This window comes from Rhizobium sp. AP16 (genome assembly GCF_000281735.1).
GTDB classification, from domain to species: Bacteria; Pseudomonadota; Alphaproteobacteria; order Rhizobiales; family Rhizobiaceae; genus Rhizobium; species Rhizobium rhizogenes.
On record NZ_AJVM01000069.1, the window covers coordinates 42,958 to 57,741 of the forward strand.

The 14,784-nt window shown below is 60.6% G+C and carries 14 protein-coding genes; 3 read left to right on the forward strand and 11 right to left on the reverse strand.

Annotated features, from left to right (window positions below; all coding sequences use genetic code 11):
* Positions 1–33 precede the first annotated feature (33 nt).
* Positions 34–360, forward strand: coding sequence for a thioredoxin (trxA, locus tag PMI03_RS22580; RefSeq protein ID WP_007698608.1), 327 nt, complete (start codon positions 34–36; stop codon positions 358–360).
* 63 nt (positions 361–423) lie between these two features.
* Here trxA and PMI03_RS22585 read toward each other — a convergent pair whose 3' ends face one another.
* From PMI03_RS22585 to PMI03_RS22630, 10 genes are all read right to left on the reverse strand, one after another.
* Complete coding sequence (locus PMI03_RS22585) at positions 424–1,773, reverse strand: folylpolyglutamate synthase/dihydrofolate synthase family protein (RefSeq protein ID WP_007698610.1); 1,350 nt, start codon at positions 1,771–1,773, stop codon at positions 424–426.
* 36 nt (positions 1,774–1,809) lie between these two features.
* Positions 1,810–2,721, reverse strand: coding sequence for an acetyl-CoA carboxylase, carboxyltransferase subunit beta (accD, locus tag PMI03_RS22590; protein WP_007698612.1), 912 nt, complete (start codon positions 2,719–2,721; stop codon positions 1,810–1,812).
* Positions 2,722–2,830: 109 nt separating this feature from the next.
* Positions 2,831–3,670: a tryptophan synthase subunit alpha gene (trpA, locus tag PMI03_RS22595; protein ID WP_007698614.1), complete on the reverse strand. Its 840-nt coding sequence runs from the start codon at positions 3,668–3,670 to the stop codon at positions 2,831–2,833.
* 10 nt (positions 3,671–3,680) lie between these two features.
* Positions 3,681–4,895: a tryptophan synthase subunit beta gene (gene trpB / locus PMI03_RS22600; RefSeq protein ID WP_007698616.1), complete on the reverse strand. Its 1,215-nt coding sequence runs from the start codon at positions 4,893–4,895 to the stop codon at positions 3,681–3,683.
* A gap of 2 nt (positions 4,896–4,897) precedes the next feature.
* A complete protein-coding gene (locus PMI03_RS22605) occupies positions 4,898–5,566 on the reverse strand; it encodes a phosphoribosylanthranilate isomerase (RefSeq protein WP_007698619.1) in 669 nt (222 codons plus the stop codon).
* 90 nt (positions 5,567–5,656) lie between these two features.
* A complete protein-coding gene (locus PMI03_RS22610; protein WP_007698621.1) occupies positions 5,657–6,418 on the reverse strand; it encodes a M48 family metallopeptidase in 762 nt (253 codons plus the stop codon).
* Positions 6,419–6,508: 90 nt separating this feature from the next.
* On the reverse strand, positions 6,509–6,955 hold the full coding sequence (locus tag PMI03_RS22615) for a DUF2852 domain-containing protein (RefSeq protein WP_007698624.1): 447 nt from the start codon (positions 6,953–6,955) through the stop codon (positions 6,509–6,511).
* Between the two features lie 158 nt (positions 6,956–7,113).
* Positions 7,114–8,391, reverse strand: a complete 1,278-nt coding sequence (locus tag PMI03_RS22620) for a polyhydroxyalkanoate depolymerase (RefSeq protein WP_007698627.1) — start codon at positions 8,389–8,391, stop codon at positions 7,114–7,116.
* Between the two features lie 287 nt (positions 8,392–8,678).
* Positions 8,679–9,521 carry a fumarylacetoacetate hydrolase family protein gene (locus PMI03_RS22625; protein ID WP_007698632.1) on the reverse strand — a complete coding sequence of 281 codons (843 nt, stop codon included), beginning with the start codon at positions 9,519–9,521 and terminating at the stop codon, positions 8,679–8,681.
* Positions 9,522–9,652: 131 nt separating this feature from the next.
* Positions 9,653–11,071, reverse strand: coding sequence for a pyridoxal-dependent decarboxylase (locus PMI03_RS22630; protein WP_007698636.1), 1,419 nt, complete (start codon positions 11,069–11,071; stop codon positions 9,653–9,655).
* Between the two features lie 205 nt (positions 11,072–11,276).
* Here PMI03_RS22630 and PMI03_RS22635 point away from each other — a divergent pair, with 205 nt between their 5' ends.
* Positions 11,277–11,576: a DUF2218 domain-containing protein gene (locus tag PMI03_RS22635; RefSeq protein ID WP_007698639.1), complete on the forward strand. Its 300-nt coding sequence runs from the start codon at positions 11,277–11,279 to the stop codon at positions 11,574–11,576.
* 81 nt (positions 11,577–11,657) lie between these two features.
* Positions 11,658–12,257, forward strand: coding sequence for a nitroreductase family protein (locus PMI03_RS22640; RefSeq protein WP_007698643.1), 600 nt, complete (start codon positions 11,658–11,660; stop codon positions 12,255–12,257).
* 68 nt (positions 12,258–12,325) lie between these two features.
* Here PMI03_RS22640 and gyrB read toward each other — a convergent pair whose 3' ends face one another.
* Entirely contained in the window at positions 12,326–14,761 is a 2,436-nt protein-coding gene (gyrB, locus tag PMI03_RS22645; protein WP_007698645.1) for a DNA topoisomerase (ATP-hydrolyzing) subunit B, read from the reverse strand.
* Positions 14,762–14,784: the final 23 nt, after the last annotated feature.

Sequence of the window (14,784 nt, forward strand, 5' to 3'; positions counted from 1 at the left end):
TTCCAACCGCGAATCCCGGTAAAGGAGCAGCCTATGGCTACCGTAAAAGTCGATAACGCTAACTTCGCCTCCGAAGTTCTTCAATCCGCAGAGCCCGTCATCGTTGATTTCTGGGCCGAATGGTGTGGCCCGTGCAAGATGATCGCCCCGTCTCTCGAAGAGCTCTCCGAGCAGTTCGAAGGCAAGGTGAAGGTCGCCAAGCTCAACATCGATGAGAACCCGGAACTGGCTGCCCAGTTCGGCGTTCGCTCGATCCCGACGCTTGCCATGTTCAAGGCCGGCGAAGTCGCTGACATCAAGGTTGGCGCCGCGCCAAAATCGGCTCTGGAAAGCTGGATCAAAGGCGCTGCCGCTGCCTGATCAGGTATCGACTGAATGAATCAAAAAGCCCGGCTCGTCCGGGCTTTTTATTGACTGGACGTGTTACTTCGGCGGCGTGCCGTTGTCGGCAAGGACATCGCCGACGAGATAGAGCGAGCCGCCGATCAGGATGCGTGGCGCCGGCATATTGGGCACGGCGAGTTCCCTGATTTCGTCCAGTGCCTGGCGAACCGTCGACATCGGCTCGGCCACCAGACCGGCATCATAGGCCGAATTGGCCAGGATGACCGGATCGATCATCGCCTCGCTGCCACGGATCGGCACGCAATAGACCTTTTCCGCCAGCCCGGTGAAAGCCTTGAAATAGCCGACGGGATCCTTGGTGTTGATCATGCCGATGATCAGGAACAGCGGGCGTGGCTGACGCTCCTCGAAACTGGCCATGGCTTCGGCAATGACCTCGCCGGCACCGGGATTGTGACCGCCATCGACCCAGATTTCCGCACCTTCCGGGGCGTGCGGCAACAACTCGCCCTCCGTCAGGCGTTGGAGGCGGCCCGGCCATTCGACCGATATCATCGCCTTTTCCATCATCGCCTCGGTGACGGTAAAGCCGGCGGCCTTGACGGCGCGGATAGCGGCGGCGGCGTTGGCATATTGATGCCGGCCCGGCAGGCGCGGCAGCGGCAGGTCGCCAAGACCGAATTCGTCCTGATAGACCAGCCGGCCATATTCCTCGTGGGCGGAAAAATCCTGGCCGAAGACGGCGGTTGGGCAGCGCAGCCGCTCGGCCGTCGATATCAGCACGTCGAGCGCCGCATCATAGTCCTGATGACCAATCACAACGGGCCGACCGGCCTTCATGATCCCCGCCTTTTCGGCGGCGATCAGCTCGACTCGGTCACCGAGATAGGGCTGGTGATCGAGCGAGATCGGCATGATCACCGAAACGGCCGGTTCGGAAATGACATTGGTAGCGTCGAAACGGCCGCCGAGGCCGACTTCAATGACGGCGGCATCGGCCGGATGCTCAGCAAACAGAGTGAAGGTGGCCGCCGTCAGGATTTCGAAAACCGTGATCTTCTCGCCGCCATTGGCATCGGCGATGCGCCGCAGCACTTCGGCAAAGACTGCGTCGGCCACCAGCTCGCCACGGCCGCCCTTGACGCCGATGCGGTAGCGCTCATGCCAGTTGACGAGATGCGGCGAGGTATGGACATGCACGCTGTAGCCGCCTGCTTCGAGAAGCGCGCGGCAGAAGGCCGTCACCGAGCCCTTGCCATTGGTACCGGCGACATGGATCACCGGCGGCAGCTTGTTCTGCGGATTGCCGAGGATGTCGAGAAGGCGAGTGATCCTGTCCAGCGAGAGATCGTAGCCCTTGGGGTGCAGCCCCATCAGCTTGTCGATCTCCTGCGCTGCCTCGCTCACTGCGGATTGATCCATCGCCATCACCCGCACCTCCGCCTTTCGGCCATCCGTTTCAGGTCAGCCGTTCGCCACCAGCGGCGCGGCCGCACCGTTCAGACTCTTCGCAGACACGTCATTTGCCGGAGCCTTGGTCAGGATCTTCAGAAGCGTCGCCAGGGTATCGGGGATATCGTGGCGCTTGACGACCATGTCGACCATGCCGTGCTCGAGCAGGTATTCCGAGGTTTGGAAGCCTTCCGGCAGCTTTTCGCGGATCGTCTGTTCGATGACGCGCTTGCCGGCAAAGCAGATTTCCGCGCCCGGCTCCGCCAGATGGACATCGCCGAGCATGGCGTAAGAGGCGGTGACGCCCCCCGTTGTCGGGTTGGTCAGGACGACGATATAGGGCTGGCCGGCTTCCTTCAGCATGTCGACGGCAACCGTCGTGCGCGGCAGCTGCATCAGCGACAGAATACCTTCCTGCATGCGGGCGCCGCCCGAAGCCGGGAACATCACCAGCGGGCACTTCTCGGCAATGGCGCGCTCAAACGCCTTGACGATCGCTTCACCTGCGGCAATGCCGAGCGAGCCGCCCATGAAATTGAACTCATGGACGACGGCCACGAGCTTCAAGCCGCGAACCTTGCCGACGCCGGCGACGATCGTGTCTTCCTGATCGGTCTTGACGCGGCTGTCCTTCAGGCGGTCGGTGTATTTCTTCGAGTCGCGGAACTTCAGCGGGTCCTGCGCGACCTTCGGCTGCTGCAGGGCTTCATATTCGCCCTTGTCGAAAAGATCGGCAAGACGAGCCTTGGCCGGCATCTTCATATGGAAGCCGGAGGCCGGAATAACCCACTTATTGTCTTCCAGATCCTTGTGGAAGACCATCTCGCCGGTCTCCGGGCACTTGATCCAGAGATTTTCCGGCACTTCGCGGCGGCCCAGCATGGAATTGATCCGCGGGCGGACGTAGTTGGTGATCCAGTTCAATTCGCAAACTCCTGATCGACTGAATTAATCGATATCGTAGTCGTCAACTAATGCCCACGGGCCTTTTCTTCAACCTCTTCGGATTGAGGGGCCAGCCTTTGTGGGAAAATTATTCGGCGGCAACAAGGCGCGCGGAGCGCGTTCCCGTCGACAGGCCGCGCACCAGTGTCGCAACGGCCTGGATGGTATCGGCGCCGGCCTTGCCGTCCTTGGTCAGGCTGGTGGCGATCTGATTGACGATCGCCGTACCGACGACGACGCCATCCGCGGAGGCGCCGATAAGCTTCGCATGCTCGGCCGTCTTGACGCCGAAGCCGACGCAGACCGGCAGATCGGTATGCTGCTTGATGCGCTTGACGGCACCGGAGACCAGCGACGGATCCGGCAGGGCCGAACCGGTGATGCCGTTCATCGAGACATAATAGACGAAGCCGGATGTATTTTTCAGCACGGCCGGCAGGCGCTTTTCATCGGTGGTCGGTGTTGCCAAGCGGATGAAGTTGATGCCCTTGCGGATCGCCGGGATGCAGAGCTCGTCATCCATTTCCGGCGGCAGGTCGACAACGATCAGGCCGTCGATACCGGCGGCGATCGCGTCATCGAGGAAGGTCTCGACGCCATAGATATAGATGGGATTGTAGTAGCCCATCAGCACGATCGGCGTATCGCCGTCCGTCTTGCGGAAATCGGCGGCGAGCTGCAGCGTCTTCTTCAGCGTCTGGCCGGCCTTCAGCGCGCGCTGACCGGCGAGCTGGATCGCCGGGCCGTCGGCCATCGGGTCGGAAAAGGGCATGCCGAGCTCGATGACGTCGGCGCCGGCTTCCGGCAGCGCCTTCATAATGCCGAGCGAGGTGTCGTAATCGGGATCGCCGCCCATGAAATAGGTGACGAGCGCCGGGCGGCCTTCAGCCTTCAGAGCGGCGAAGCGTTTGTCCATACGTGCGGTCATGATGTCTAACTCACATTCCCAAAATCTTGGCCACGGTGAAGATGTCCTTGTCGCCGCGACCGGAGAGATTCATCAGGATGATCTCGTCCTTGCCCATCTTCGGCGCGCGCTTGATGACTTCGGCGAGGGCGTGGCTCGGCTCCAGCGCCGGAATGATGCCTTCAAGGCGCGTCAGCGTCTGGAACGCTTCCAGCGCTTCATGGTCCATGATCGGCACATATTCGGCGCGGCCGATATCGTTCAGCCAGGAATGTTCCGGGCCAATACCGGGATAGTCGAGGCCAGCCGAAATCGAATGTCCTTCCTTGATCTGGCCGTCGCCGTCCTGCAGCAGGTAGGTGCGGTTGCCGTGCAGTACGCCGGGCGAACCGGCGGTGATCGAGGCGCAATGCTCGTCGCCCTGCAGGCCCTTGCCGCCGGCTTCGACGCCGACGATCTTGACGCTCTCGTCATCGAGGAAGGGATGGAAGATGCCGATCGCGTTCGAACCGCCGCCGACAGCAGCGATAACGAGATCCGGCAGGCGGCCTTCAGCTTCCAGCATCTGCTGCTTGGCTTCCGTGCCGATCACGGCCTGGAAGTCGCGGACCATTTCCGGATAGGGATGCGGGCCGGCAGCCGTGCCGATCAGGTAATAGGTGTCGTCGACATTGGTGACCCAATCGCGAAGAGCCTCGTTCATGGCGTCCTTCAGCGTGCCGCTGCCGGCCGTCACCGGAATGACTTCGGCGCCCAGAAGCTTCATGCGGAAAACGTTCGGAGCCTGACGCTCGACATCGGTCGCGCCCATGTAGACGACGCAGGGCAGGCCGAAGCGTGCGGCAACGGTCGCCGAGGCAACACCATGCTGGCCGGCGCCGGTCTCGGCGATGATGCGGGTCTTGCCCATGCGCTTGGCAAGCAGGATCTGGCCGATGCAATTGTTGATCTTGTGCGAGCCGGTATGGTTCAGCTCTTCGCGCTTGAAATAGATCTTGGCGCCGCCAAGCTCGGCCGTCAGGCGCTCGGCGAAATAAAGCGGGCTCGGGCGGCCGATATAATGGGTACCGAGCGACTTCAGCTCCGCCTGGAAGGCTGGATCGTTCTTCGCCTTTTCCCATTCTTCCTGCAGGTCCAGGATCAGCGGCATCAACGTCTCAGCGACGAAGCGGCCACCATAAATACCGAAACGGCCATCCTCATCGGGACCGGCGCGGAAGGAATTCAGCTTTGGCGTCTGGTTCACTCTTAACTCCCTGCTGCCGGTTCCGGCAGGCATGCTTCTGCAACAGCGTCGAAAAATTCGTCGATCTTTTTCGGATCCTTCACACCCGGCGCGCTTTCGACGCCGGAGGAGAGATCGATGCCCGTGGCCCTGGTGGATGCCAGTGCCTGGGCGAAATTATCCTTGTTCACGCCGCCGGACAGCATGTAGTCGACGCGATCGTCGAGCCAGCTCATCAGGCTCCAGTCGAAAGACACGCCGTTTCCGCCCGGCAACTCCGAACCAGCTGGCGGCTTGGCGTCGAACAGGAAGCGGTCGGCAATACCGATATAGGCTTCGACCCGCTTCAGATCGTCGGCGTCACGCACCGACATGGCCTTCATGACCGGCAGATTATAGACCGCTTTGATCGTCAGCACACGCTCCGGGCTTTCATTGCCATGAAGCTGGAGAATATCCGGACGCACCAGCGAGATGATCTCATCGAGATCGTCATTGGTCGGATTGACAGTTACCGCGACGATCTTCGCCTTGCCGCGAGCGCGCTCGGCAAGCTTGCCGGCAAGATCGGGCTCTATATAGCGGGGGCTTTTTTCAAAGAAGATAAAACCGACATGCGTGGCGCCGCGCTCAAGCGCACGATCCATAGCTTCCGGCGTTTTCAGACCGCAAATTTTGATATCGGGGTTCATGGCAGCGGAGTGACATGAAAATTAGAAAGAGTCGAGCCTAAAGGCGACAAACTGGGAATTTTACGCGCCTCTGATGAAGCCGAATATGGCTCAATCGAAGTCAATTGCATGCAGGTGGCTGCCATGGCGTTTCAACCAGGCCTTGGCCTCGTCCATCTCCGGGCAAAGCTTGCGGCACAGCGCCCAGAAGCGCGGGCCGTGGTTCATTTCGCGCAAGTGCGCGACCTCGTGGGCGGCGAGATAGTCGATGACCAGCGGCGGCGCCATGACGATCCGCCAGGAGAAGCTCAGATTTCCCTCGGACGAGCAGGACCCCCAGCGGCTGCGGGTGTCCTTCATGCTGATCGAGGAGACAGGCGCACGGATCGCTCCCGCATGCAGCTTTACCAGCCTTTCCAGATCAGCGCGGGCCTCCTTCTTGAGGAAAGTGGCGATGCGCCGGCCCGCATGTTCCGGCATGCCGCTGACGCGCAGGACCGGCACGCCATCGATGACGATCGCCTCGGTCAGGCCGCGCAGCGTGCCGGTGTGCTCGATGCGATGGCGGATGCCGCGCAGGAGAATTTCGCCGCCGCTTCTCAGGCTGCTTTCGGTGGAGAATTTCGCAAGCTTGGTCAAAAGCCAGCCCTGGTGGCGGTCGAGGAAGGCGTTGACCTCGCGCGCTGCCAGGCCACGCGGAATGGTCATCTTCAGCGCCCGTCCGCCGGGTTCGATGCGAAGCGTGATCCGTGTCGCCCGCTCATTCTGGCGGATCGTCAGCGGCATCAAGCGGCCGGCCACCTCCAGCGTGCGCGTTTCCGGCGCAGGCGGCTGGGGAGCGGATCGGCGGGATCTGGACAGAAGCGGAAACATGAGAGGCAGTTTTATACGATTCGCTCGGGTTTCTGGCAAAGAAAAACCGGCATCAGATGATGCCGGTTTTGTGGGGAGGTTGATTATCGATTACGGCGTCTGGAATTCCGGAGCCGGACCGTTATCATCATTGCGCTTGACGTTGTTGCGGTCGCGCATGAAGCGATCGAATTCGTCCTGATCCTTGGCGCGGCGAAGCTCGCGGACATAGGTATCGAAGTCGGCACGCATTTCATCGAGCTTGCGGCGTTCTTCTTCAAGACGCTCCAGCTCTGCCCGGCGCCAATCGTCGAATGCGACGTTGCCGGTGGTGAAATGGGCGCGGTGACGACCACGGTGGCGACCGCAGCCGGAGAAGCCGCTAAACACGCCGTCGGCCTTCTCGTTCACATCCCGTTTGAAATCCCTCAGGCGTTCGCCGAAGAGAATATAGGCAAGCATGGCGAGGCCGAGCGGCCAGAAGACCACGAAGCCAAGCACCATCAGAGCAATGGTGGCCGGAGTCCAATCCGGACGAAGCAATGCTGACTGGTTCATCGTGAGGTATCCTCGCAGTAAGTCGGTCCGACCACATGCCGAACCGCTGGAATCGAGATGGTTACCTCTTCGCGAGCCTTCAATGGTATTTGCCGGGGAAATCGAGCAAGCCTTTGATTCAAGCTCAATAATTCAGCAAAAGCTAATTCTTTGCGATCTCAGGCGGTTTTGCCGCCCTTGATCACACGCTTGACGACCGGCTTGCCGCTGCGTGCATGCTCGCGGGCAAAGGCGATAATGCGCGGTGCAATCTCGCGGCGGAAGCGCGAACCGTTGAAGACGCCGTAGTGGCCAACATCGGGCTGCAGGTAATGCATCCGCATGTCGTCGGGAATATTTGTGCAGATGGTCTGCGCCGCCCCGGTCTGGCCGACGCCGGAGATATCGTCGTTCTCGCCCTCGACCGTCAGCAGCGCGACATTGCGGATGGCTGCGGGATCGACGCGCTGGCCGCGATGCAGCAGCTCACCCTTCGGCAGCGCATGCTTGATGAAAACCTCATCGACGGTCTGCAGATAGAATTCCGCCGTCAGGTCCATGACCGCCAGATATTCATCATAGAAATCGCGGTGCTTCTCCGCCGGCTCGCCGTCGTTCTTGACGAGGTGCATGAAGAAGTCCTTGTGGGCGATCATGTGCCGATCGAGGTTCATCGACATGAAGCCGGAGAGCTGCAGGAAGCCGGGATAGACCGGCCGCATGAAGCCCGGCTGCGGCCAGGGCACGTTCATGACGACATTGTCGGCGAACCATTCCAGCGGCTTGTCCTTGGCGAGCTGGTTGACGGCCGTCGGATTGATGCGCGTGTCGATCGGCCCGCCCATCAGCGTCATCGACGCAGGCGACAGCGGATCACCAGCCGCTTCCATCACCGCAGCTGCGGCCAGAACCGGGACTGAAGGCTGACAGACGGCGACGACATGGGTGTCGGGACCGAGATGGTGCAGCATCTCGATGACGTAATCGATATAATCCTCCAGATCGAAGGTGCCCTCGGTCATCGGCACCATGCGGGCGTCGATCCAGTCGGTAATGTAGATATCGGCGCTCGGCAGCAGCGCTTCGACGGTGCCGCGCAGCAGCGTCGCATAGTGGCCGGACATCGGCGCGACGATCAGGATGCGCGGATCGCTGCCATGGCCGGCAGGCAGGCTGCGCTCGAAATGGATCAGATTGCAGAAGGGCTTCTTCCAGACGACCTTTTCATGGACCGAAACCGGCTTGCCGTCGATCTGGGTTTCAGGGAGCCCGAATTCCGGTTTGCCATAGCGCCGCGTGGTGCGCTCGAACATCTCGAGACTTGCCGTCATCGTGCGGCCAAGCACCGTATGGGAGAGTGGATTGAGCGGATTGGCGTAGGCCAGGCGCATCATGTCGGCGGCGGCGCGGAAAGGCGCAAGGGCGGCATGATTGAGTTCATAAAACTGATAAAACATCGGAAAGCGTCTCCTCTCGAGAAGCTGGTGCCAAGCCTCGAAAATCAGCGATTTCCAGAAAGCTTAAATGCGCCTTTAAGCGTTACTGCGTCCTCCGCAACGTGCTCCCGGACACGCTGCACAATCAGATAACGACCGCTCCCCACGCGTGGTCTTCATCCTTCAAGCCAGAATAGCATCTTTTGCTGCAAGGCAACATCAATTTTGCATCGCACCAACCAGCAAAAATGCCGGGGAGCAAGTTCCCCGGCATCCAGAATGGTCTCAAAACCTTAACGCACCGACTATCAGGCGTCGGCCAGGAACGTCTGGCGCTGCGAGCCGAGGCCTTCCATGCCGAGCTCGACGACATCGCCGGCCTTCAAGAACTGCGGCGGCTTCATGCCCATGCCGACGCCGGGAGGCGTGCCGGTGGAGATGACGTCGCCCGGATGCAGCGACATGAACTGGCTGAGGTAGGAGACGAGATAGGCGACGCCATAGACCATGGTCTTGGTCGAGCCGTCCTGCATCGTCTTGCCGTTGACCTTCAGCCACATGCCGAGATTCTGCGGGTCGGCGACTTCGTCCTTGGTGACCAGCCAGGGGCCGATCGGGCCGAAGGTGTCGCAGGACTTGCCCTTGGTCCACTGTCCGGAACGCTCGGTCTGGAAGGCGCGTTCGGAAACGTCATGCGAGACGCAATAGCCGGCGACATAGTCCAGCGCGTCGGCTTCGCTGACATATTTGGCGGTCTTGCCGATGACGACGCCGAGTTCGACTTCCCAGTCGGTCTTTTGCGAGCCGCGCGGGATCAGCACATTGTCGTTCGGGCCGACGATGGCCGAGGTCGCCTTCATGAAGATGATCGGCTCCGGCGGCACCGTGGCGCCGGTTTCGGCGGCGTGGTCGGAGAAATTCAGGCCGATGCAGATGAACTTGCCGGTGCCGGCAACGCAGGCGCCGAGGCGGCCTTCAGCCAATTCCGGCAGGCTCTTGGGATCGAGCGCCGCAATTTTCGCGAGTCCGGCCGGCGAAATCGCCTCACCGCCGATATCGGCGACATGCGCGGAGAGATCACGGATCTTGCCGTCGCTATCCAGAAGCGCCGGCTTTTCCTTGCCAGCCGGGCCAACACGCAACAATTTCATAGGTCTTCCTTCCCTGCATTTTAAAAGACGAGATTGATTTCACCATATATGAACGACTTATTCACCAGTGTCATCAATCGATTTCGGAACATAGCACGTCCTGTTTGTCCGCGCCGGAACAACAGCCTTTCCTATGTGGACGACAAAGATCGCGCAATCTCAACAATCGTCGCAAAGGCCACATCGATATCGTCCGCCGTCGTCTCGAACTGACCAGCCTGAAAACGGATGACCAGCCGTCCGGCAACCCGCGTCTGCGTCAGATAGATGCGGCCGTCATTGTTGATGGCGGCGATCAGGCGCTGGGTATGGCTCTCCTGATCGACGCCGCCTGGCGCCTTGTGATCGAAGGAAAAGAGCGACAGGAACGGCTGGCTGACGATCTCGAAATCCGGCTCCGCCGACAGGCGCTGAGCCAGATTTTGCGACCAGGCGACATGATTGCGGATCATCGTCCGCAAGCCTTCAAGCCCATGATAACGCAGCAGGAACCAAAGTTTCAACGCACGAAAACGGCGCCCAAGCGGCACCGACCATTCGGAATAATTGGTAATGCCGTCATGACCGTGGGTGCGCAGGAATTCTGGATGGATCGCCAGCGTCCGCACCAGCGATTCCGGCTCGCGAATGAACTGCACCGAGCAATCGAACTGCGCGCCGAGCCATTTATGCGGATTGAAGACGATGGAATCGGCCTGCTCGACGCCTTGCCACAGTGTCCGGAATTCCGGGCAGATCATCGCCGAACCAGCCCAGGCCGCGTCGACATGCACATAGAGACCATGAGCGTGGGCCACCTCGACAACCGCGGCAATATCGTCGCAGGCACCGATGCTGGTGCCGCCGACACAGGCGATCACACCGGCCGGCAGCAGGCCCGCGGCACGATCCCGCTCGATCGCCGCCGCCAGCGCCTGCGGATCCATAGCGCTATTCGGACCGCTGGAGGGGATACGGACGAGGTTGTCCGCACCGATGCCGGATATCCAGATGGCGCGATCGATCGAGGTGTGGACCTGATCGGTGGAATAGATCCGCACCGTCTTGTTGGCCGTGAGACCTTGTCTGTTGCCCTGCCAATCAAGTGCCTTTTCACGCATCACCAGAACAGCCGCAAGCGTCGCCGTCGAGGCGGAATCCTGGATGACGCCGGTAAAACTGTCAGGCAGGCCAAGGGCCTGTCGCAGCCAGTCGACGACCTTGGTTTCCAGTTCGGTCGCGGAGGGCGAGGTCTGCCAGAGCATACATTGGGCGGCGATGGCGCTGACCAGATATTCGGCGACAACCGAGACCGGAGCCGCATTGGCGGGGAAATAGGCGAAGAAGCGCGGATGCTGCCAATGGGTCATGCCGGGGACGAGGATATCCTCAAAATCCTTGAAGATATCCTCCATGGATTCGCCGGATTCAGGTGGGGAATCAGCAATATGCGCCGCAATCTCGCCGGGCGCCGTCTGTGCCCTGACCGGCCGCTCACGGAGCGATGCGCGATAATCCGCGCCCCAATCCGCCGCCTTTTCCGACCAGCGCCGAAACTCCTCCCAGTCCATGACGGCCTCCGTTCCACCGAAACGAGGCGGACCTTAGACCGGTTTTGGGAGATGGTCGAGTATCAGAAAAGCTCGATCGCTAGCCACCGCCGAGATCGGCTCTCTTTAAAATAACGGAATGTTGAAGCAGACTGTCTACCTGGCAGAGCCGGATGCGAATATGTAGGAAAACCTGTCGTTCAAATTCCAGTTATTGGAGTGCCGCATGCCCACCTCCGTTTCCTCCGTGAAAACCGATCATGCCAGCCGCTACCTGCAGCAGCTCTGCAAGCATTGGAGCCACAAATTCACCATCGAATTCAACGAGACCGCCGGCAAAGTGCCCTTTAACCCCGAGACCTCGCTTGAATTGGCGGCCGATGCCTCCTCGCTGCTGATGACTCTGCATGTCGAAAATCCGCAAGACCTCGACCGCATGCAGAACGTCGTGGCCGATCACCTCAAGCGCTTCGCCTTCCGCGAAGAGCTCGACGTGGTCTGGACGGCGGATACGAGCAAGGTATAGGTTTCACGCGTATCCCCCAGGGCTTGTCGTCGACCCTCCCCCACAGCTCCACGACGGCCTCCTTTAGATGAAAGATCCCTCATGACATCAAGCAACAACCGCGAATCGCAATATCCGATCGACAAGCTCTTCCTCGACCGTTGGTCGCCGCGCGCCTATTCCAACGAAACCATGCCGGAAGCCGACCTGCTGACCATTCTGGAGGCTGCCCATTGGGCGCCGTCCGCGTCGAACCTACAGCCCTGGCGCTTCGTCTACGCGCTGCGCGGCTCGGAGAACTGGGACAAGTTTCTGAGCTTGCTGATCGAATTCAACCAGGGTTGGGCGAAGTCCGCCTCCGCCCTGCTTTTCGTCGTCTCGCGCACGCATGGCGGCGAGCTTGGCTCGGCCGAACAGAAGCCCAACTACAGCCACACCTTCGATGCCGGCACTGCCTGGGGTTTCCTGGCGATCCAGGCGCACCTGGCAGGCTATGAAGCTCACGGCATGGGCGGTTTCCATGTCGAAAAATCCTATGAGGTTCTCGGTATTCCCGAAGGCTTTCGCGTCGAGGCCGCCGTTGCCATCGGCAAGATCGGCGACAAGAACCAGCTTCCGGAAAAGCTGAGGGAGCGTGAAACGCCGAACGACCGCAAGCCGCTTTCCGAAGTTGCCTTCAACGGTACCTTCATAGCCAAGTAATTGATCACAAAATGAAAAAGGCCCGCCTGAAAATCAGACGGGCCTTTTTATTATCGGTATTGCGACGATCAGATATCGAGGTTTGCGACGTTCAGCGCATTGTCCTGGATGAATTCGCGCCGTGGCTCGACCTCGTCGCCCATGAGCCGGGCAAACAGGCCATCGGCATCGGTCGCGTCGGGAACCCTCACCTGCAGCAGCGAGCGTGCGTTCGGATCGAGCGTCGTTTCCCAGAGCTGTTCGGCATTCATCTCGCCGAGACCCTTGTAGCGCTGCATGGTGAGACCCTTGCGGCCGGCGGCAAAGACCGTTTCCAACAGCATGCCCGGGCCGGAAATCTCGGTCTCGCCATCCCGGCGCGCGAGCTTCGGCGGCTGGTCGTAGACGTCCTTCAGGCGCGAGCCGACCTGATCGATCAGACGCGCATCCTGGGAACCGATCAGTGCCATGTCGAGAACGACGACTTCCTTGACACCGCGCACCATGCGCTCGAAACGCAGGCCGCCTTCGCTGGTCACGGCACCGGTCCAGCCACGTTCGGTTTCCTCGGCAATGATATCGAGCCTTCTCGCAACATCGTTCACCAGACCTTCGGCACGCGCCGGGTCGCTGACGAGTTCGGCGTTGAGAGCGCCGGCGATTGCCGCCTGTTCGACGACAGCGCGATTGTAGCGCGAATGCAGATTGCCGAGCAGCGTGCGCAGGCGCAGGGCATCGAAGATGAGTTCGCGCAGATCCTCGCCGGCGCGAACTTCACCGGTGCCGAGCTTCAGGCTGGCATCGTCCAGACCCTGGCCGATCAGATATTCCTCGAATGCCTTCTCATCCTTCACGTACTGCACCGACTTGCCGCGCGTCACCTTATAGAGCGGCGGCTGGGCGATGTAGAGATGGCCGCGCTCGATGAGATCAGGCATCTGGCGGAAGAAGAAGGTGAGCAGCAGCGTGCGAATATGGGCGCCGTCGACGTCGGCGTCCGTCATGATGATGATCTTGTGATAGCGCAGCTTGTCGGCGTTGAACTCGTCCTTGCCGATGCCGGTGCCGAGTGCTGTGATCAGTGTGCCGATTTCCTGGCTCGACAGCATCTTGTCGAAACGGGCACGCTCGACATTGAGGATCTTGCCGCGCAGCGGCAGGATCGCCTGGTTTTCGCGCGAGCGGCCCTGCTTGGCCGAACCGCCTGCCGAGTCGCCCTCGACGAGGAAGACTTCGGACTTAGCCGGATCGCGCTCGGAGCAATCGGCGAGCTTGCCGGGCAGCGAGGCAATGTCGAGGGCACCCTTGCGCCGCGTCAGTTCACGCGCCTTGCGGGCGGCTTCGCGGGCAGCCGCAGCTTCGACAACCTTGCCGACCAGCACCTTGGCATCGGCGGGATGTTCTTCTAGCCAGGTGCCGAGCGCCTCGTTGACGAGGCTTTCGACCACAGGGCGGACTTCGGAGGAAACCAGCTTGTCTTTGGTCTGCGACGAGAATTTCGGATCCGGCACCTTCACCGACAGCACCGCCGTCAGACCTTCGCGGCAATCGTCACCCGTCAGCGTCACCTTTTCCCTTTTGGTGATGCCCGATGTCTCGCCGTAGGAGGTGATCTGGCGCGTCAGAGCGCCACGGAAGCCGGCCATATGCGTGCCGCCATCGCGCTGTGGGATGTTGTTGGTGAAGCAGAGCACATTTTCGTGGTAGCTCTCATTCCACCACATCGCCACTTCGACGGTGATGCCGTCCTTTTCACTGCGGATGGAGACCGGTTTGTCGACCAGCGGCTTCTTGGCGCGGTCAAGATACTTGACGAAAGCCTCAAGACCGCCGTCGTAGAGCATTTCTTCCTGCCTGACGTCGGAATGACGCTTGTCCGTGAGCAGGATGCGGACGCCGGAGTTCAGGAACGCGAGCTCGCGCAGGCGATGCTCCAGCGTGCTATAATCGAACTCCGTCATGGTGAAGGTTTCCGAGCTCGGCATGAAGCTGACTTCGGTACCAGTCTCGGTGCCGGCATCGCCGGTCACCTTCAACGGCGCGTCGGCGACGCCGTGCGTAAAGCTCATTTCATTGATCTTGCCCTGACGGCGAATCTTCAGCTTCAGCCAGACGGACAGCGCGTTGACGACCGAGACGCCGACGCCGTGCAGACCGCCGGAGACCTTGTAGGAATTCTGGTCGAACTTACCGCCGGCATGCAGCTGGGTCATGATGACTTCAGCCGCCGAGATGCCTTCGCCGGTATGGATATCCGTCGGGATGCCGCGACCATTGTCGGTGACCGTCACCGAACCATCCGGATTGAGCGTGACGGTGACGAGATCGGCATAGCCGCCGAGCGCTTCGTCGATGGCGTTGTCGACGACTTCGTAAACCATGTGATGCAGACCGGAACCATCATCCGTGTCGCCGATGTACATGCCGGGACGCTTGCGCACGGCATCAAGACCTTTCAGGACCTTGATGCTGTCTGCGCCATACTCGGCATTGCCGTCGTTTTCGGTTACGGATATGTCGGTCATTTATTGAAGTCTTTCCAGTGTTT

What these genes read in the sequence shown, in the direction of transcription:
- trxA (WP_007698608.1), top strand. Translation starts at nt 34, where the DNA reads ATGGCTACCGTAAAAGTCGATAACGCTAACTTCGCCTCCGAAGTTCTT.
- PMI03_RS22585 (WP_007698610.1), bottom strand. Translation starts at nt 1,773, where the DNA reads ATGGCGATGGATCAATCCGCAGTGAGCGAGGCAGCGCAGGAGATCGAC.
- trpA (WP_007698614.1), bottom strand. Translation starts at nt 3,670, where the DNA reads ATGACCGCACGTATGGACAAACGCTTCGCCGCTCTGAAGGCTGAAGGC.
- PMI03_RS22605 (WP_007698619.1), bottom strand. Translation starts at nt 5,566, where the DNA reads ATGAACCCCGATATCAAAATTTGCGGTCTGAAAACGCCGGAAGCTATG.
- PMI03_RS22610 (WP_007698621.1), bottom strand. Translation starts at nt 6,418, where the DNA reads ATGTTTCCGCTTCTGTCCAGATCCCGCCGATCCGCTCCCCAGCCGCCT.
- PMI03_RS22615 (WP_007698624.1), bottom strand. Translation starts at nt 6,955, where the DNA reads ATGAACCAGTCAGCATTGCTTCGTCCGGATTGGACTCCGGCCACCATT.
- PMI03_RS22620 (WP_007698627.1), bottom strand. Translation starts at nt 8,391, where the DNA reads ATGTTTTATCAGTTTTATGAACTCAATCATGCCGCCCTTGCGCCTTTC.
- PMI03_RS22625 (WP_007698632.1), bottom strand. Translation starts at nt 9,521, where the DNA reads ATGAAATTGTTGCGTGTTGGCCCGGCTGGCAAGGAAAAGCCGGCGCTT.
- PMI03_RS22630 (WP_007698636.1), bottom strand. Translation starts at nt 11,071, where the DNA reads ATGGACTGGGAGGAGTTTCGGCGCTGGTCGGAAAAGGCGGCGGATTGG.
- PMI03_RS22635 (WP_007698639.1), top strand. Translation starts at nt 11,277, where the DNA reads ATGCCCACCTCCGTTTCCTCCGTGAAAACCGATCATGCCAGCCGCTAC.
- PMI03_RS22640 (WP_007698643.1), top strand. Translation starts at nt 11,658, where the DNA reads ATGACATCAAGCAACAACCGCGAATCGCAATATCCGATCGACAAGCTC.
- gyrB (WP_007698645.1), bottom strand. Translation starts at nt 14,761, where the DNA reads ATGACCGACATATCCGTAACCGAAAACGACGGCAATGCCGAGTATGGC.